Source organism: Zarconia sp. (genome assembly GCF_057467645.1).
This window is the reverse complement of record NZ_JBRJXU010000104.1, coordinates 19,285-38,275: the sequence shown is the minus strand read 5'-3', so window position 1 is coordinate 38,275 and position 18,991 is coordinate 19,285. Positions and strand designations below refer to the sequence as shown.

Here is an 18,991-nt window from a genome sequence, read left to right as displayed (position 1 = left end):
TGCAATCTCGCTGGGGATTTCGGGAGCTTCTTGTTCAACCAAATCCGATAACTCCTCAGAGATGGCCGCTAATTCGGCAACTTCTTCTTCTGCAATCTCACTGGGGATTTCGGGAGCTTCTTGTTCAACCAAATCCGATAACTCCTCAGAGATGGCCGCTAATTCGGTCACTTCTTCTTCTGCAATCTCGCTGGGGATTTCGGGAGTTTCTTGTTCAACCAAATCCGATAACTCCTCAGAGATGGCCGCTAATTCGGTCACTTCTTCTTCTGCAATCTCACTGGGGATTTCGGGAGTTTCTTCTTCGGCGAGTAATTCAGACAAACTTTCAGGCAATTCGCCTGACTCATCGATCGCAGCACTGGGAGCTTGTGCAACTAGGGCAGATGCTTCTTCGGACCCCTCTAATTCTAAAAGCTCTGATAAATCGGCCGGAAGCTCCACATCTTCCATCTCGCCAATGTCCTCCGGAAGCTCCACATCCTCAATCTCATCAAGATCCTCACTGGGAACTTCGATATCGCCGATCGGGACTTCAACATCGATCGCTGGTTCTTCAATCTTTTGAGCCGGTTCGATCGATTTCTCGATGGCTGCGGTTGGGGGTGTGCTTGCCGAGGGAAGCAGAATCGTGAAGAACAGCTTCACGAAAAAGACCTGGGAAGAGATGACAATCAGGGCAATTGTTGCAGTCAGAAAGGTATCCGACAGCCTTCTGCTCAAAACATTGGGCAAAATCAAGCGTATGATTGTCAAAATCACCTTCCAAATCCATTGAATAATCCGTTCGCTTAACTTGGGAGGCGGCTGTGGGGCAACAGGTTCGACAGTTTCGGTGGGTTGAGACGGTTCGGCAACCACTGGTGCTTCCGTGACGGGAGCAGGTTCTGGAATCGGTTGTGGCTGAGGATCTGTTTTCAGTTGCAATGCCACCTTCTCCAAAGCCTCAACTGTCGCTTGGCGAACGTCTGCTTCGGCGCTCGTTTCGAGTTGGGCGATCGAACCTTCGAGTTGGGCGATCGTGTCTCGCAGAAGTTGAAGAGTTTGAGCTTTGGCGGGCGATGAATTGGTGGCTGGGGAGTCAGATTTGGGGGACTCGGGCATGACTGAGCGTTCGGTGTCGATCGATGTATCAAATTTTACCCTGTTGGTCTACGGAGCATCGGGTATCGATGGCTTAGTTTTAGATTTCTTCGTTAGATTTCTGGGAACTGGGCTTCTCAACATTCTGCTTTCCCCGAAAATTACCGATAAATGGCTCGGAAATGACCCACATGCTTCCAAAGACTGGATGAGTCGATCGGTCGGCTCGTATTTTCAAAGGTCACCTGAAGGCTTAAACTAAAGGGTGCATCTTGTCCTCTAGAGAAAAAAAGTCTTGTTATCCGTGCCGAAAATCGTTCTTGCTGGTAATTGGAAAATGTTCAAAACCCAGGCCGACTCCCTGGCGTTCCTGGAGGGTTTCGTTCCCCATCTGGAAAAAACTCCCGAGGATCGAGAGGTGGTTCTGTGCGTTCCGTTTACCGATTTAGGATGTTCGAGCAAGAACTTGCACGGCAGTCGAGTTCGCCTGGGGGCGCAAAACGTTCACTGGGAAGATGCTGGTGCTTACACTGGGGAAATCTCGGGGGCGATGCTCGTGGAATTGGGCGTTCGATACGTTGTCATCGGACATAGCGAGCGCCGACAATACTTCGGTGAAACCGACGAAACGGTTAACTTGCGACTCAAAGCCGCTCAGAAGCACGGTTTAACTCCTATTCTCTGCGTGGGAGAAACCAAGGCTCAGCGGGATGCGGGAGAAACGGAATCCCACATTTTCAGCCAACTGGAAAAAGATTTAGTGGATGTCGATCAGACGAACCTGATTGTTGCCTACGAACCCATTTGGGCGATCGGAACGGGAGATACTTGCGATTCGGCCGAAGCCAACCGCGTCATTGGTTTGATTCGATCGAAGTTGAGCAATCCCGATGTCACCATTCAGTACGGCGGTTCCGTGAAACCGGGGAACATCGACGAAATCATGGCGCAACCCGAAATTAACGGTGCCCTCGTCGGCGGTGCGAGTTTGGAACCGGAAAGTTTCGCCCGGATTGTGAACTATCAAGCTTAAGTGCACAGCGCGATCGCGCACTGACTCGCGATTTGAGTCGGATGCGCGATCGAACCCCATTCTAAATAACGTCAGTTCGGGATCGGACAGTTACCGGCGAGGGTGGGGTGTAGGGTGTAAGGTTTAGGGTATGGGGAATCGAAAAGCATCATCGTCGATTCTGGTGAATCCGAATTTGAGTCTCCAATCGTTCACCTTCATCTCAAGGAGCTCGAACCTCTTTTTTCCATCCACCTCCTTTCGTGGAATTTCAGTCTCTCAGGGCATGACTGCGAGTCTGCTTAACCCACGCTTCACGTTAAATAACGATAATGTCACGTCGTTTGGCCAAATTTCTAGTGCAGCGCGGCAGAAATAAGTACGCAGTTCTCAACCGCCCAAAGCTATGCATAGTAGGCATTTTTAATTTTTATAGCGCTACGCAAATGTGTTAGGACATCTACAAAATCTACAAGCTATAAATAGCAAGGTTTTGACTGATAGCTGAATGCCGATCGCTGAATGCTTACTGCTATAGCGGTATTCAGTGAGGTTAGGACAGTCCGATCTCACAGAGCGTATATTCGATCTTTCTCCCCCAGCTTCCCCCGCTCCCACCGCGATTGCCTGCCCAGGGTCACTTGTGTCCTAACGCGACTGAATATGGCTATATAATGCGCGCATTTTTAATTCTGCGTAGCAGTACTAGATTCTGCTCTGACTCGAAGATTCGAGACGTACCAGTTCTAAAGTCCGATCGACGAGTTCGATCGCTCGTTCGGTTTCTCCGGCTTCGTGGAAAGCAAGCGCAACCGCACGCAGTGCCCTAACTTGAATTTCGATATCGTGGATGGTCTCGGCAACTTCGAGAGCTTGTTGCCCCTCTCCCACGATCGTTAAAGCAAAAACGATCCATTGCAATCTCTCATCGTGTTTTCCATCCTCTGCACGGGTTTGGGAAACTTCTAAAGCTCGATCGATTTCTCCAACTCTGGTTAAAGCCCATACAATCGAGTTTAACGTCGAAGAGCGCTCGGACTCTTGAGTAATGCTTTGGGAAACTTCTAAAGCTCGATCGATTTCTCCAACTCTGGTTAAAGCCCGGGCGATCGAACTGAACGCAAAAGAGCGGTTTCCCTCATCAGCAATGGTTTGGGATAGTTCCAGGGCTCGATCGATTTCTCCAGCATCAGCCCAAACCCACACGATCGATTTTAACGCCGAAAACCGAGCATTCTCATCAGTAATGGTTTGGGAAAGGTCTAAAGCTCCATCGACATCTCCAGCATCCGTTAACACACGGGCGATTGAAGCCAATACCCACGGTCTGCGGTCTTCGGGAACTGTTTGAGATAATTCCAGGGCTCGATCGAGATTTCCAGCTTTAGCGAAGGCTTCGATGATGGGTAGCGATGCAACAGATGGGATGCCCAAATCGTCCGCGGCTTGGGAGAGTAAGTCTAGAGCCTGCTGGGGGTTCCCTTGATTGGCTAAGATCTTCGCGATGTCCTGCAACGTCCGAGCTTTCTCGTCGAGGTCAACAATCGAATCGGTTACTTGCAAGGCTCGCTCGAGGTTACCGATGTGAGTATGAGCGGTGGCGAGGAAATTTAACATCCAGGCTTCGCGATTGGTATCCTCAAGCAGTTGAATCGCCTCGGATAAGCCTTGCATGTTTTCTGCTTGAACCAGAGCAAAAATTATTGATGGCAATATCCAAGCTTTCCGTTCGTCATCGGCAATCGTCTGAATCCGTTGCAGAGCTCGATCGATCTCTCCAGTTTCGGCTAAAGTATAGACGATCGAATTCATGACCCAGAATTGTGTTTCATCATCGGCAATGGTTTGAGAGACCTCTAGGGCTTGCTCGATTTCTCCAGCGCCGATTAAGGTAGAGGCGATCGAGTGCAATACCGAAGATAGATTGCCGATCTCGGCGGTTTCCTGCGCCACGTCTAGGGCTTTTTGAGTTTGCCCGATTTCGGCATAAGTGATGGCGATCTGCTCTAAAAGGTAAGCGCGCGTGGCAACATCAATTTCTGTTGGGACCTGAGTTTGGGCGACAGTCCGAGTCTGTGTGGTGGCGGAACCATCAGCCATTGGGGCGGAAATTGCTTTGCCATCGAACTGCGACGACGACAGTGTCAGGGCAATGGGTAACAAAATCGAGAGAGAAGCTTTCATTCGTCCAAAAATCACAAAATGGGAAGAGGTTCTTTATACTTCAAATCTATAGCGGTTGTCGCAAAGGTTAACCCCAGGTTGCAACCCTGACTGCTGTTTACATGTTTCCGACCCACTCTGTGTGGGGTCAATGTTTCTGCAAACTTCTATATTGTGTAATCTTGAGGATTCATGGCCGAGAAAAAGAGCGAGGCGATCGATTCGATAATCATCCGCATCCTCGAACCCAACGAAGCGACAGTACTCGATCGGGTTCTACCCGATGTATTTGATTTTGAGATCGACCCGAAGTCTCGTGCCGAATTTTTTGCCAACTCCAGGCATCATCTCGCCGTTGCCTTCGCGGGAGATTGGGTGGTAGGGATGGCTTCTGCACTGCATTACGTTCACCCGGATAAACCCAAGGAATTCTGGATAAACGAAGTTGGCGTCGCACCTGCCTATCAGCGTCGCGGTATCGGCAAGCAACTCCTGAATAAACTGTTCGATCGCGCGCGGGAACTCGGTTGTCGCGAGGCTTGGGTACTTACGGAAGAGGAAAACTCAGCCGCGCGGGGTTTGTATGCTGCCGTTGGCGGATCGGAGGAATCGGTGGTTTACGTCACCTTCGATCTCGAATCCGATTGAATCGCGATCGTTCCGTCTTCCCCAAAACCCAAACCCCAAACCCTACACCTCTTAACCTCGATTTTTCATTAACATCACATCGATAATTTTCAGAGCCGTTTCTTCGGAAAGCTTTAAAGCTGCATAGAGATCGTTCAAAAGGTTTTTTTCCTCCGAGGTGATTTCTCCATCGGCTAAAATCAAATCGGTCGTAATCACAAAAGCCGTCTCTCGCAGTTCGTCGGGTAACGTCGCAATAGCGGCATTCATCAGCGTTGCCGGACCTTGTCGCTTGATAGTACCTTGAAGGCGATCGAACATTTTGCGCATCACATCATCGGGATAGCTGCGGAACAACTTCATGCGATACAAAGACGTCATCAGACACTGCACCTCGGTATCGGCGGCGTAACCATCCGCCGCAATTGCGAGTAATGCGATCGCCGCAAACGCTTCTGCCGGTCCTAATGTGACTTCGGACGGTTCGTTAAGACCGCCAATTCGATCGAATAGTCCCATATTTCAATATCCGGAAATCATGAATTGTTTAAGCCCACGCTAGCATAGGCAATTCCAAGCATCGATCTGACTTCCTCGAGTTGGGAACGCGCCGCCAGTTCATCTCGTACCAGGGTATTTCTTTGGAAAAAGTTAAAGATTCGTACCAAACCTCGCTACAATGATAAAGGTTAAAGTCTGCGCTTCATTATCTCTGTAAAATTCAAGTTCCGTACAGCCTCGAACGATCGCCGACTTCAAACAGCGATTTCTCATCTCATCACTCTTTCAGAGAGCTGCTATCCAACGGAAGTTGTAATGGATAAAGTCCCTAATGGCGCTTCGAGAGATCCTACTTTAGCTCGTACGTTTAAAGGATTCCCAGGATTTGCTCCCCCTTCCTCCCCTGCTCAAGACTGCCCACCTGCACTGAAACCTGAAAAATATACCCTTGCAATGTCTCTACCCATCGTTGCCATTATCGGCCGTCCCAACGTCGGCAAATCCACCATCGTCAATCGCCTCGCTGGGGGTCGAGAAGCGATCGTAGACGATCTTCCCGGCGTCACCCGCGATCGCACCTATAAACAAGCCTTTTGGGGCGATCGAGAATTCCAAGTCGTCGATACCGGGGGTCTGGTGTTCGATGACGATACCGAATTTCTGCCCCTGATTCGCGAACAAGCCTTCGCGGCCCTCGCTGAAGCCAAAGCCGCTATTTTCGTCGTCGACGGACAAATGGGCCCAACCGCCGCCGACCAAGAGATTGCCAATTGGTTGCGCAGACAGGAAGTTCCCGTCCTGTTGGCAGTGAATAAGTGCGAGTCTCCAGACCAAGGATTGGCGCAAGCGGCGCTATTTTGGGAACTGGGGTTGGGGGAACCCTACCCCGTCTCCGGCATTCACGGTAGCGGTGTGGGCGACTTACTCGACGATCTGGTTCAACATGTACCCCCTGTTAGCGAACTCGAAGAAATCCCAGAAATTAAAGTGGCGATCGTCGGGCGACCTAACGTCGGTAAATCAAGCCTCCTCAACGCTTTTGTCGGTCAGCAGCGGGCGATCGTCTCTCCGATTTCCGGCACCACCCGCGACACCATCGATACCCTCGTCGAACGCAACGGTCAGTGCTACCGCATCGTTGATACGGCGGGGATTCGCAAGAAAAAGAACGTCAACTACGGTCCGGAATTCTTCAGCGTCAATCGGGCATTTAAAGCCATTCGCCGCGCCGACGTGGTGTTGATGGTGATTGATGCCATCGATGGGATTACCGAACAAGACCAAAAACTCGCCGGTCGGATTATCGATGAGGGCCGTGCTTGCGTGGTGGTGGTGAATAAGTGGGATGCGATCGAAAAAGATACCTACACCGTCTACGAGTACAAACAGCACGTCGCCGATAAACTCTACTATCTCGAATGGGCGGATATCGTCTACGTCAGCGCCCTCACCGGACAGCGAGTGACGAAAATTCTCGATTTAGTTAATACCGCAGCCGCCGAACACAGCCGCCGGGTGACCACTTCCGTGATTAACGAAGTCCTCGAAGATGCGGTGGCTTGGAAATCGCCCCCCACTAGCCGTCAAGGAAAGCAGGGAAAAATCTACTACGGCACCCAAGTGGCTTCCCAACCCCCAACCATCGCCCTATTTGTCAACGATCCCAAACGGATTGGGGATAACTATCGCCGTTATCTCGAACGCCAATTCCGAGAACAACTCGGTTTTCCGGGGACTCCCATTCGTCTGTTGTGGCGGGGTAAAAAAGCTCGCGATGTCCACCATACCGGGGCCAACCGCGCGATTCGGGTTTAATTGGGAATTGTCGATCTCGATATCCAATTAGCCACACCGATCGAAATAAATTTGAGCGACGCTATCCCAGGGATTTTGTTGCAAACATCCCTCGAACTGGAGTTTGGCATCCTCGATTCTGCCTCGTTCGTAGTCGATGAGTGCCATTTCAAACAGGATCTTCGTGTCGAGTTTGGCTTGTTTGCGATCGGGCGGATCGGCTTCAAACACCTCAAACACTCCCACTTTCTCGGCTTTCCCCCGAACTTGCACCCAAGCGATTAGGCGCAGGGCGTATTTTGTCGAGTCTTCGAGGCTGACAAAGGTATTGTGGGAAATTAAAAGTGGTGTTTTATAAACTTTTGTCAATTGTTCCAGGCGCGAACTGAGATTGACTGCATCGCCAATGACGGTGGTATCCATGCGAGTTTTACAGCCGACGGTTCCGAGCATCAAATTTCCCGTGTTGATACCAATGCCGATGTCGATGGGTTGGCGATCGGCTCGTTGTCGGGTTTTATTGTATTCTGCGAGATTCTTTAACATCGCGATCCCGGCCTTCACCGCCCGATCGGCACTGTCTTCAAAGAGTGCCATAATCGCATCGCCAATATATTTATCAATAAAGCCTTCATTTTCGATAATCGCCGGTTCCATCCGTCGGAGATAGCCATTAATAAACTTAAAGGTATCTTCTGGGCTCATTTGTTCGGAACGACTGGTAAAAGAGCGAATATCAGAAAACAACACTGATAATGTTTTGACCGTCGATTCTCCCAGTTGAATTTCGGCGATATTTTTGCGAGCGAGAGATTGAAGAAATTGACGGGGAACGAATCGAGAAAAAGCTTCGTTGAGTTGGCATAATTCTCGGGTATACTGTTCTCGTTCGGCTTCGGCGCGCTTGCGATCGCTAATATCCTGAAAGGCGGATACGGCCTGGAATATCCCATTGTTTTTATCCCGAATCGGCGTGGTCGAAACTTCTAAAGGAACGATTCGATCCGGGTGATGAATTTCGAGGTCCTCAGTATAAACGGTTTCCCCCGCTAAAGAACGGACGATCGGCAATTTATCTGTGGGATATAATTCATGGGTTCCGGCTTGATAAACCTGAAAATTTGTCGAGAGTTCCTCTATTTTTGTTTCAGGTAAATCCTCAAGCTTCAATAACTCTTTTGCTTTTTGATTGGCATAGGTCATTTTCCCGGTCGTATCGTGAACGGCTACCCCGATCGGCATGGCTTCTAAAATTTGAGTTAGGCGACGCTCGTTTTCTCGCAATCGAGCGTTTTGTTTTTCAAGTTTTTTGATATATTCATACTTTTTGAGCGCTTCTTGTATGGTTAAAATTAGATCGGTTACGTCCCAAGGTTTAGTCAAATAGCGGTAAAGATTGGCAGAGTTAACGGCATTCCCAACGGCGTCAACTTCTGCTTGTCCTGTCAGCATAATCTTTAAGATATTAGGATACTGAAGATGAATTTGACTTAAGAGCTCGTCTCCTTTGAGACCGGGCATCACTTGATCGGAAATGACAATCGCAATTTCAATCCCATCTTCATGCAGTTCTTCGATAATATCGAGAGCCTCTTCACCACTTTCAGCCGCTTCAATCTGATAATCGCCACCGAAGTGACGTTCTAACTCTTCAGCTAGGCTTTCTAACAGAAAGGGTTCGTCATCGACTAAAAGAATAGCCAGTTCGTTCATGCCAATTTGAGACCTGCGGTGATAATTTCGATCAGCTCTTCTTCTGTCCACGGTTTGTGGATACAGCAGTAAAGATTAGCTTCTCGTTTGGCTCGATCGATCGCGTCCTCATCCGCTTGTCCGGTTAACATAATCGTTGTAATATCTGGAAATTGCTGATGGACTCGAACTAAAAATTCATCTCCCCGCATTTCTGGCATCAACCAATCGGAAACAATCACCACGATCTGGATCCCTTCTTCATAGAGTTCATCGATAATTTCGAGTGCTTCTTCACCACTTTCTGCTGCTTCGTATAAAAAGCGATCTCTAAAATTACGACTAATTTGCTCCTGAAGGCTTTCAAGAATCATCCTTTCATCATCAACACATAAAATTGCGGCTTGAGTCATTTCTTTATGTAGATGGAATTAACAGGTCAGTTTCAGAGAGTTGTAGTCCAGTTTATGAGGATATCGGTTCATTTAAAATTCGCGCTCGAGCGCTATTATTTTCGATCGAAACCGCTCGCGAGAAAGCGATCCGTAGAATTCATCTACACTCGATCGATTCCCCAACTCCGAACTTACCGAATCGGAAGTGCGACGGTGAAGGTGGTTTGACCCGGTACCGATGCGAACGTAATGGTTCCCTGGTGTTTTTCGAGAATCTTGCGCACGATATCTAAACCTAAACCACTCCCTTCTCCAGCCGATTTGGTCGTAAAAAACGGCTGAAAAATTTTCTCTTGAATTTCTGAAGGAATGCCACAACCCGAATCGGTGAATGAGATCGAGATTTGGGCTTCTTGCTCGCTGACCCCAATCTCCAATTTTCCTTTGCCATCCATGGCTTGAATCCCATTGTGAATCAAGTTCGTCCACACTTGTACCAGTTCGTCCCCGTAGCCGGGAATTTCCGGTACGGTTTGATAGTGGCGAATCACCTCCACACCCTTCTTGAGATAATTATGATAGAGTTCCAACACCGTGTCGATGGTGTCGGTAATTTGCACGGGATGTTTTTCTCCACTGCTGTCGTAACGGGCATAGCTCTTGAGGGCAAACACGATTTTAGAAGCCCGTTCGACGGCGTTGCTGATATTTTGGCTGTTGCTCTGTAAGCGGGCGATATCGTAGGCAATTTGCACGATGGCTTCAGCGTGGGGGGTTTGCAGCAGCGACACTTGCTCTTCTACATCTGAGTGCAATCCCCCTTCGGTGAGCAGGTGAGCCAGTTGTTTGGCATTGTCAATTTCATGGGACTGAAGCTGTGCGGTTAGCGATCGCTTGATTTGCCGTTTTTCGCGAGTACTCAGGCGAGTTTGCGGACTCAGGGCCCGTTGCAAGAAATTGAAAAAGTCCCCTTGCTGTTGTCGGTCAAGTTGGGGCAAGAGTTGCGGCAGTTGAGACAGGGAAGCCTCTAAACCTTTATCGATGTTGCCGATAGCAGCACGAATTGCACCCAAAGGCGTATTAATTTCATGGGCGACCCCAGCGACAAGTTGCCCCAACGCTGCCATTTTTTCCGACTGAATTAACTCGTTTTGGGTGGCTTGGAGAGTATCGAGGGTATTTTTCAATTCCTGGGTGCGCGAGGCAACTTGATTTTCTAAGGTTTGGTTGTAGTCTTCGAGAATCTTCTGAGTTTGCTTGCGCTCGCTGATATCTTGAATCGCTGCAATCGCATAGGAAATCTGACCCGTCTCATCAAAAATTGGTGTGCTTGAAACTTCTAAGGGGATTATCTTATCCGATTGGTGAAGTTCTAAATCGTCAACCTTGACGGTTTCACCCGCAAGAGAACGGACAATCGGCAGTTGCTCGGTGGGGTAGAAATCCTGGGTTCCGGCACGATAAAATCGATCGACTTGGGCAGTTTGTTCGCTTTGAGCTTTGGGTGAAATGTTGCTGCCGAGTAACTGTTGTCCGGTTTGGTTGACATAGTGGAGTTGTCCGGCTTTCGTGTGGACGGCGACACCCACAGGCATCGCTTCTAGGTATTGAGTCAGCCGTCGTTCGCTTTCTTTAACCTCAGCATAGAGTTTGGCATTTGCAATCGCGATCGCCGCTTGCCCAGATAATAGTTGGAGAATTTCCAGTCTGTCTGGCGTAAAAGCTCCTACAGTGAGATTATTTTCCAAATAAATAATACCACTGAGTTGACCTTGATTAATGAGTGGCGCACATAAGATAGATTTGGTTTTATTTGTTTTGAGATAGGAATCATTCGTAAATTCACCCTGTCGGGAGACATCATTCTCAACAACGGTTTCTTGAGTATGGGTGACATAGTTAACAATTGATATCGGTAAGTTTTGGTGAATGGGAATTGACTGTAAAACCGTGACCCGATCGGTATTCACTTCTCCAGAGGCTTCAATGACCCATTCTCCGCCTCGGTCTAAAAGGAGAAAGCCTGTTTGCGCTCCGGCATTTTCGATCAGAATTTTCATTAAGTTGGCGAGTAATTTATCCAGGACAATTTCGCCGGCAATGGTTTGAGAGGCTTTCATGACAGTGGCGAAGTCCAAGGCATCACCTGACTGACTGTTACTGGTGTATCGAGTCGTTGTCGCGAATGTAGAAGTAATGGTTTTCGTCCCAGATGATTTAGATCGTAGCTGGGGGTATTTTGCTTCTAAGTCCTCGACTTTTGCTTTGGCTCCCCAGCGAGTATAAGCATAGTGCGCTTCTTTCATATAGGTTTGAGCGAACTTGTCCATACCGCGCTCTAGATAAAACTTGGCAGCTAATTCATAAGCCAAGGCTTCTTCTTGGACAAATTCGTTTTCGTTAGCTCCGGCAATGGCTTTTTCGTAAAACGCTTCAGCTTCTAGAATTTTTCCTAAGACTCGTGCTTTCTCTGCCTCGACGAGATGGAATTTATGCAAATGATTCATTGGGGCATGATGAGCCCATCGATGCATCTTTTCTTGATTCTGATTGACTCGATCGAGTAACTCTTCTTGCTCGAAGTTTGAAAGTTCGGCAAATACACCGAGATATGCCAGAGAAGCATAAAAATTGAACGGAGATTCAACAATCATTGCTTTGACTCCATCTAAATATTCCTCTGCGGCTCGGGCATTTTTGACGGCTTGCTGTTTTTCTCCAAACAGATAGCACAGCATCAGTTTATTGAGATAAAAGAAATGAAGTCGAGTTCGATCGTGATCGGGTAATGATATTTCCTCATTGAAAGCATCGCCAATTAAACGGACGGGATTTTCCGAACGCCCCAATAAATTCAGGACGGCTTGCCAAAATACTGCAGTCCAATTAAAAGGACTATCTCGCCTGATTTGAGCGATCGCATGACTATAAGTCGCCATTTGCTGTTCGAGTTCTGTCAGTTCGCGACCGATAAAATAGGAATGATTACAGACATAAATTGCACAATAGCCCGCAAATTCAAAATCTCCGGTTTCGATTCCGCTTTGATAGCCCTCAATGACAAAGGGAAGTGTTTCCTTAAAATGCTCTTTCCAATGTATGACGTGAGCCCCACAAATCTCGAAGACTTTAGATTTTACTTTCTGGGCATTTAATCGTTCTTGCAAATTTAAAGCGAGTTTACCAAACTGATAGCCAGATTCAAGATCTTGACCGATCCAACATAAATTGATGGCGTAACAAGAATAGCCAAATGCGGACCAGGTCGCATTGCCATATTGGATCGATAAGTTGACCTGCTGGCAAGCATTCAGCACAAAAAGTTCAGAATTCGCGATATAGGCAGCAGCCAAGGTACTCGCTAAAATAAACATTGCTGCCAGCGCTTCTGGAGAGGTCATTTCCGGTAGGTCGATCAACTCTTCAATTTCCCGTCCCTTCAACAGCGAAGTCGTTTCATTGAGTCCTTTTTCAATCTCTGACGGAGTCGGATTTTCCGGTAAACCAAACCCCAATTGCTCTAGAACGTTAAGACCAATTTTGAGCGATTCTCTGAGTTTTCCTTGCGACACAGCCGCTTGAATTTCTACATCATATACTTTTACTTTTTCGACAATCGTTTGGGCTGATTTTTTGACAATATCGGCTAATTCCTGCATTGTGGTAAAGTCACCACATAAGTAAGACGATTCTGCGGCTTCCTCATATAAAGATAAGGCTAGGTCATAAGAGTTTTGCCAACAATCTCTACCGATCAGTTCGCGTCCCACTTTAAAATATGTGACGGAGGCCTTATACGCTGTTGCTGATTTCGCTTTTTTGCCGGCTATCAAATTTAGCTTGGCAATTTTATCTCGTTCGGCTTGATGAGTCACCAGTTCAACACCGAGATTGAGATGATCGACTATTTCAAATATTTCTTCTGATAAAGCTTCGGACTCTGTATTCTGTAACAGTTGCCAACCAATCTTTAAATGAACGGCTGTTTTTTGCGATTCATCAATCAAGGCATATGCGGCTTGTTGCACTCGATCGTGGAGGAACTTATAATCTTGAATTAAAAGTTTTGGATCTAACTCCGATATTGGCAAGATTAAGCCGGATTGAATTGCTGTAACGAGGTCCGAAAAAACGTATTCTTTGGGTTTTTCACAAATAATCGAGATAGTAGTCAGATCGAAATAGGCTCCGATACAAGCTGCTAAACGTAAAACTTCTTGAGTCGATCCTGGCAGTTTCTTTAACTTACCAATCATTAATTCTACGACGTTATCTGTAATATCGAGTGCCTTAATCTTCGAAATATCCCACTCCCAGAATCCTTCTCGATCTCCCCCCTTAGTAAGGGGAGACTGAGGGGGGAGATCCTGACTCAGAGAAGACTGAGGGAAGTGAAATTCGATTAAGTTTTCAGAATGTAGCGTTTGGAGAAACTGATTCGCGAAGAAGGGATTGCCACCCGTTTTTTTCTTGACCAACTCTGCTAACGGTTTGACTTTATCTATGTCGCTATGTAATGTATCAGCAATGAGTTGACTAATAGACTCTAATGCTAACGGTGCTAAGGTAATAGAATTGACAATGACCCCTTGTTTTTGTAATCCTTCAAGGGTCATCATTAAAGGATGGGTCGGGCTAACTTCATTATCTCGATATGCCCCAATGAGAAATAAATATTTTGTTTCATTATCCGTCATCATCAGTTCGATTAACTTGAGCGTGGCGGAATCTGCCCACTGTAAATCATCCAGAAAAATAACTAAAGGATGCTCTTTTGTGCAAAATGCTTGGATGAACTGACTAAAGACACGATTAAAACGATTTTGCGATTCAGTTGGTCCTAACTCTGGTACCGGTGGCTGCTGACCGACAATCAGTTCGACTTCGGGAATAACATCAATAATGACCTGTCCATTACTACCCACTGCAGCTAACAGTTTTTGGCGCCATTGAGCAAGTTGCGCTTTACTTTCTGTTAACAGTTGCCGCATTAATCCCTTAAAGGCACTGACAATTGCTGAGTAGGGTATATTTCGTTGAAACTGGTCGAATTTTCCCTCGGTGAAATAGCCCCGCAGTCGAGTATTGGGTTTGTGGATTTCGGCAACCAATGCAGATTTCCCAATCCCGGAATAACCCGCGACGAGCATCATCTCAATTTGGGCTTGAGGATTGTCTGCAACTCTCTCAAAGGCTGCTAGTAATATTTCGACTTCAGCTTCACGTCCATAGAGTTTTTGGGGAACTTGAAACTTATCCGAAATATCGTGAGTCCCCAACGGAAACTTGGAAATTTTCCCTTTGCTCTGTAATTGATGGAGACATTCTTCTAAATCTGCTTTAATTCCCCAAGCACTTTGATACCGTTGCTCCGCCGTTTTCGCCATCAGTTTCATGACGATATCGGAAACCGCGTCTGGAATTTCTGCCCTTCCGTCTCCGACCTTCTGCTTTCGGCTTTCTTTCGGGGGTACGGGTTGTTTGGCAATATGACAATGCACTAATTCTAGGGCATCTGTTGTTTGAAAAGGTAGTTTTCCGGTTAGCAATTCGTATAAAGTTACACCCAGGGAGTAAAAATCCGTGCGATAATCCAAAGCTCGATTCATCCGTCCCGTTTGTTCTGGGGACATATAAGCTAATGTGCCTTCTAAAACATTGGGATTTTTGAGCGTCGGATTTTCACGGTTAAATTGGGTAGAAATGCCAAAGTCAATGATTTTCAGTTGTTCCGTTTCTGGGTTGAAGACGATATTGGCAGGGTTAATATCTTTGTGGATGATATTGTTGCTATGAATCTGTCCCAAAACCTCAGACGCTTGAATTGCAATTTTGAGGATTTTTTTCAGAGAAAAGTCATGACTTGAGTTTTGCTTAGTTGCGATCGACTGGGTTAAGGATAATGCACCAAAATCCTCTAGTATCATGACTAATGTTCTTTGGTATGGTTCTAATCCATAAGCATTCACGACGCCATCTAGATCTAAGTTGCGAGTAATTTCATATTCTTGTTTGTATCGAGTTAGTTCGGCAGGTGTGGGATAGTCTTCTTTGAGTACCTTGAGGATAACGGCTCGATTATCCGGGTTTCGGCTCGCTCGATAGACGATAGAATTAGCACTTTCGTAGATTTGTGTCAGAATCTTATATCCGGGAAATTTCATCATGAGTTAATAACGTGGTTAGCGGGTTTGATGTCTTTGTGGATGATGCACTGCCTTGCGAAAGGCTGCAAGGCTTCAGTCAGTTGACTGGCGATATCTAAAAAGCTGGCAGATAAAGGGTTTCACCTTGCTAGTGCCGCTACGCGGAATTAAAAATGCGCGCATTAAAAATTAAAAATGCCTACTGTACATAGCTTTACTGCGGTTGAGAACTAGGTCGTTATTTCTGCCGCACTGCACTAGTATCGAGGAAGAGACATTACCCCTTCGTCGGGCACCACCAGGATGAAACCATCACCGTGACGTTCGAGTGCCAGGGGTCGGACGATCTCCGGAGGATCTAGGTTGCACGAGATCGTATACTGGTTGCGAAACTCGACTAACTCGCTGCAGTTGGGATAGCGGTTTCGCAAGACTTTGAGGAAAATTGGTTGTGGAGTTATGGGTGCGATACCCCGGAAAACTTGGGTTCTGGAACCATCGTAGAGCGGTTCGGTAATTTGATAGTTCGCAATAATGGGAGATCGCTCGCTCATGGATAGATTGGGAGTTCGGGAGTTACAAACTAGCTGAGATCTCACCCCGATCGGTCGACAATCCTGTTGTTAAAATCGATGTAATTTGCAGACTTTCTAGAAATTTTAAACGCTGCCAATCAACAGGAACCTACGTCAGTTCTTCGTATTTGAGATTTAAATGAGCATAAGCTTTAGCGATCGCCAAACTTCTCTCGTCTCCAATACTCAACATTGCTCAACATTGTAGACGTAAATATATAATTGGGACATGAAAGACGATCGCATTGACTGGGTACGCCTGCAAAAAGCCCTCGCGGTGGAAGCCGAACGGGGGTTTCCCGATTTAATGGGTCGCCAGTATCGGTTTAGTGAATTTCTACACCTCAGTTTTAGCCAAATGCCCGTGGGGTTGGCAACGGTCGATCGTCGTCGGTGGCAGGAAATGGGGACGCGATTCGCCGGATATACCAATCTGCCCGAGTCGGAACGGCAGCATCTGGTTGCTGAGACGCGGCAGTTTTTATTGCAGATGCAGCGAGTGGTAGAGAGAAACATCCAAAATGCGATCGCCCCTGCCCCCAATCTCGCCCCAAATCTAGCCAAAACGCCACGCACTACGCCCCTCGTCGCCGATCGGGGCAATGTAGACCTCAACCAACCTCTGATTAAACTCGACGGCCTCAAACGCAGGGGAGAAGTCCTGGCGCGGTTGGGTTTGTATACCGTCAGCGACCTGCTGTACTACTACCCCCGCGACCACATCGACTACGCCCGCCAGGTTCCCATCAAAGAACTCAACCCCGGCGATACCGTTACCCTGATGGCCGAGGTGAAAAGCGCCCACTGCTACGGCAGCCCGAAAAACAAGCGGCTTTCCATCCTCCAACTGACCCTCAAAGACCACACCGGGCAGCTGAAAATTACTCGATTTTACGCCGGACATCGGTTCAGTTCCCCCAAATGGCAGCGCTACCAGAAGAGTCTTTACCCTCGGGGTGCGACGGTGGCGGTATCGGGATTGGTGAAGAAAAATAAGTATGGCGTTACGATCGATAATCCAGAAATTGAAGTTCTCGAAGGGGCATACGATTCCATCGGGTCTTTGAAAGTGGGGCGGGTGTTGCCAGTGTATTCCCTCACCGATGGCATCACCGTGGATTTAGTGCGGCGCGCCGTCATTGCCGCCCTACCGGCTGCCAACCAGATTCGCGAACCCTTCCCGGTGAAGTTACGGGAAAAATACGAATTGCTGGGGTTATCGGAGGCGATCGCCAACATTCATTTTCCCCCCGATCGCGACACGTTAGATAAAGCGCGGCGACGATTGGTATTTGACGAGTTTTTCTACCTGCAACTGGGGCTGCTGCGGCGACGGGCACAATTGCGATCGCAAGAAACCCTCGCCCCCCAAGGCAAGGCCACCGTTCTCGGGGCTGGGGGACAACTCATCGAAAAATTCCACCAGCAACTTCCGTTTAAATTCACTAACGCCCAACAGCGCGTCGCCAACGAGATTCTCGCCGATTTAGCCAAACCCGAACCGATGAATCGCCTGGTACAGGGGGATGTGGGGGCGGGAAAAACGGTAGTGGCCGTGGTGGCGATGCTGGCGGCGATCGAATCGGGGTATCAAGCCGCACTCATGGCCCCGACGGAAGTTCTGGCAGAACAGCACTATCACAAGCTGGTGAGTTGGCTGAACATGCTGCAAATCCCCGTGGAGTTACTCACCGGTTCCACGAAGGCGGCAAAACGCAGAGAAATCCACAGCCAACTGGAAACCGGAGAACTGCCGGTGTTGGTGGGAACCCACGCTTTGATTCAGGATGCGGTGCAGTTCCATCGTTTGGGCATCTCGGTGATTGACGAACAACACCGCTTCGGGGTTCACCAACGGGCAAAGTTGCAGCAAAAAGGGGCGAATGGGGTTTGTCACGTCCTCTCGATGACGGCAACGCCGATTCCCCGCACGTTGGCACTGACGCTGCATGGGGATTTGGATGTCAGCCAAATCGATGAGTTGCCCCCCGGACGGCAAGCGATTCAAACCAATGCCATGACGGGGAAAGAACGGCAAAAGGCCTACGATTTGATTCTGCGGGAGGTTGCCGGGGGTCGTCAGGCCTATGTGGTGCTGCCCTTGGTGGAAGAGTCGGAGAAGCTGGATTTAAAATCGGCCATTGAAGAATACGAACGGTTGCAAGAGTCGATCTTTCCCCAGTTTCAGGTGGGATTGCTCCACGGTCGCATGAGTTCGGCGCAAAAGGAAGAGGCGATCGAACAATTCCGCACCAATCAAACCCAAATTCTGGTTTCGACGACGGTGGTGGAAGTGGGGGTAGACGTGCCGAATGCGACGGTGATGTTGATTGAAAATGCCGAACGGTTTGGCTTGTCTCAGTTGCACCAATTGCGGGGACGGGTGGGTCGGGGGGCCGCTCGTTCTTTCTGCTTGCTGATGAGTCATTCCAAAGCCACCACCGACGCCAAGCAGCGATTGGAAGTCCTCGAACAGTCCCAGGATGGCTTCTTCATCGCCGAGATGGACATGCAGTTGCGCGGGCCGGGGGAGGTGTTGGGAACTCGGCAATCGGGGTTGCCGGATTTCGTGTTGGCGAGTTTGGTGGACGATCGCGAGGTGCTGATTCAGGCGCGCAATGCCGCAGAAAAAATTATCGATCGCGATCCGACGGTGAGTATCTTTCCTCGAATTCAAGCGGAATTGGACTGGCGGTTCGAGCGATTGTTGGGGGGGTCGATTTTGACGTGATACGATCGAGCTTTCATCCAAACTCCTGAGAAAATCGTTTGGGTTTCAAGCATTTTTAAGACTTTTTCCGAATCCCCCAATCGGAGGATCTTTTTTATCCCCCGATCGGAGGATTCCTTGAGTACGATGATGAGTTATCTTAGAAGTATCGACATAAGCCTGTGATTCCCCCATCCTACATAGATGGGGAATTTTTTTTGATTTTTTTCCCATTTTGGGAACGATAGCGCGCTAGCAAATGCCAGATCCTTTGTTACGATCTGTGAAAAATA

The 18,991-nt window shown here is 48.1% G+C and carries 10 protein-coding genes and 1 pseudogene; 4 read left to right on the top strand and 7 right to left on the bottom strand.

The annotated features are described in order from the left end of the window. Nucleotides 1-1,104 (bottom strand): annotated as a pseudogene (locus AC2215_RS16020) (hypothetical protein); the annotation flags it as partial. 283 nt (nt 1,105-1,387) lie between these two features. Between AC2215_RS16020 and tpiA the strand changes: the two are divergent. Further along, nucleotides 1,388-2,116, top strand: a complete 729-nt coding sequence (tpiA, locus tag AC2215_RS16015; protein WP_486810993.1) for a triose-phosphate isomerase — start codon at nt 1,388-1,390, stop codon at nt 2,114-2,116. Nucleotides 2,117-2,800: 684 nt separating this feature from the next. Here the strand turns inward: tpiA and AC2215_RS16010 are convergent. Next, nucleotides 2,801-4,279 carry a tetratricopeptide repeat protein gene (locus AC2215_RS16010; RefSeq protein WP_486810992.1) on the bottom strand — a complete coding sequence of 493 codons (1,479 nt, stop codon included), beginning with the start codon at nt 4,277-4,279 and terminating at the stop codon, nt 2,801-2,803. A 171-nt stretch (nt 4,280-4,450) separates the two neighbouring features. On the opposite strand from AC2215_RS16010, the gene AC2215_RS16005 reads away from it, so the two are divergent. Continuing rightward, nucleotides 4,451-4,906, top strand: coding sequence for a GNAT family N-acetyltransferase (locus AC2215_RS16005; RefSeq protein WP_486810991.1), 456 nt, complete (start codon nt 4,451-4,453; stop codon nt 4,904-4,906). Between the two features lie 51 nt (nt 4,907-4,957). On the opposite strand, the gene AC2215_RS16000 is transcribed toward AC2215_RS16005, so the two are convergent. Continuing rightward, a complete protein-coding gene (locus AC2215_RS16000) occupies nt 4,958-5,404 on the bottom strand; it encodes a tellurite resistance TerB family protein (RefSeq protein ID WP_486810990.1) in 447 nt (148 codons plus the stop codon). Between the two features lie 435 nt (nt 5,405-5,839). On the opposite strand from AC2215_RS16000, the gene der reads away from it, so the two are divergent. Next, nucleotides 5,840-7,201, top strand: coding sequence for a ribosome biogenesis GTPase Der (der, locus tag AC2215_RS15995; RefSeq protein ID WP_486810989.1), 1,362 nt, complete (start codon nt 5,840-5,842; stop codon nt 7,199-7,201). Nucleotides 7,202-7,228: 27 nt separating this feature from the next. Here the strand turns inward: der and AC2215_RS15990 are convergent, their stop codons facing one another. From AC2215_RS15990 to AC2215_RS15975, 4 genes are all read right to left on the bottom strand, one after another. Then, entirely contained in the window at nt 7,229-8,893 is a 1,665-nt protein-coding gene (locus AC2215_RS15990; RefSeq protein ID WP_486810988.1) for an adenylate/guanylate cyclase domain-containing protein, read from the bottom strand. Then, nucleotides 8,890-9,285, bottom strand: a complete 396-nt coding sequence (locus AC2215_RS15985; protein WP_486810987.1) for a response regulator — start codon at nt 9,283-9,285, stop codon at nt 8,890-8,892. Before AC2215_RS15985 ends, AC2215_RS15990 begins: the two co-directional genes overlap by 4 nt. A 173-nt stretch (nt 9,286-9,458) precedes the next feature. Beyond that, nucleotides 9,459-15,434 carry an AAA family ATPase gene (locus AC2215_RS15980; RefSeq protein ID WP_486810986.1) on the bottom strand — a complete coding sequence of 1,992 codons (5,976 nt, stop codon included), beginning with the start codon at nt 15,432-15,434 and terminating at the stop codon, nt 9,459-9,461. Between the two features lie 236 nt (nt 15,435-15,670). Further along, on the bottom strand, nt 15,671-15,967 hold the full coding sequence (locus tag AC2215_RS15975; protein ID WP_486810985.1) for a hypothetical protein: 297 nt from the start codon (nt 15,965-15,967) through the stop codon (nt 15,671-15,673). A gap of 250 nt (nt 15,968-16,217) precedes the next feature. Here AC2215_RS15975 and recG point away from each other — a divergent pair, with 250 nt between their 5' ends. Next, nucleotides 16,218-18,719: an ATP-dependent DNA helicase RecG gene (gene recG / locus AC2215_RS15970; protein ID WP_486810984.1), complete on the top strand. Its 2,502-nt coding sequence runs from the start codon at nt 16,218-16,220 to the stop codon at nt 18,717-18,719. Nucleotides 18,720-18,991: the final 272 nt, after the last annotated feature.

Bases quoted from the DNA above. Each gene is read 5' to 3' on its own strand.
- AC2215_RS16010 (WP_486810992.1), bottom strand. From the start codon at position 4,279: ATGAAAGCTTCTCTCTCGATTTTGTTACCCATTGCCCTGACACTGTCG.
- AC2215_RS16005 (WP_486810991.1), top strand. From the start codon at position 4,451: ATGGCCGAGAAAAAGAGCGAGGCGATCGATTCGATAATCATCCGCATC.
- AC2215_RS16000 (WP_486810990.1), bottom strand. From the start codon at position 5,404: ATGGGACTATTCGATCGAATTGGCGGTCTTAACGAACCGTCCGAAGTC.
- der (WP_486810989.1), top strand. From the start codon at position 5,840: ATGTCTCTACCCATCGTTGCCATTATCGGCCGTCCCAACGTCGGCAAA.
- AC2215_RS15990 (WP_486810988.1), bottom strand. From the start codon at position 8,893: ATGAACGAACTGGCTATTCTTTTAGTCGATGACGAACCCTTTCTGTTA.
- AC2215_RS15985 (WP_486810987.1), bottom strand. From the start codon at position 9,285: ATGACTCAAGCCGCAATTTTATGTGTTGATGATGAAAGGATGATTCTT.
- AC2215_RS15980 (WP_486810986.1), bottom strand. From the start codon at position 15,434: ATGATGAAATTTCCCGGATATAAGATTCTGACACAAATCTACGAAAGT.
- AC2215_RS15975 (WP_486810985.1), bottom strand. From the start codon at position 15,967: ATGAGCGAGCGATCTCCCATTATTGCGAACTATCAAATTACCGAACCG.
- recG (WP_486810984.1), top strand. From the start codon at position 16,218: ATGAAAGACGATCGCATTGACTGGGTACGCCTGCAAAAAGCCCTCGCG.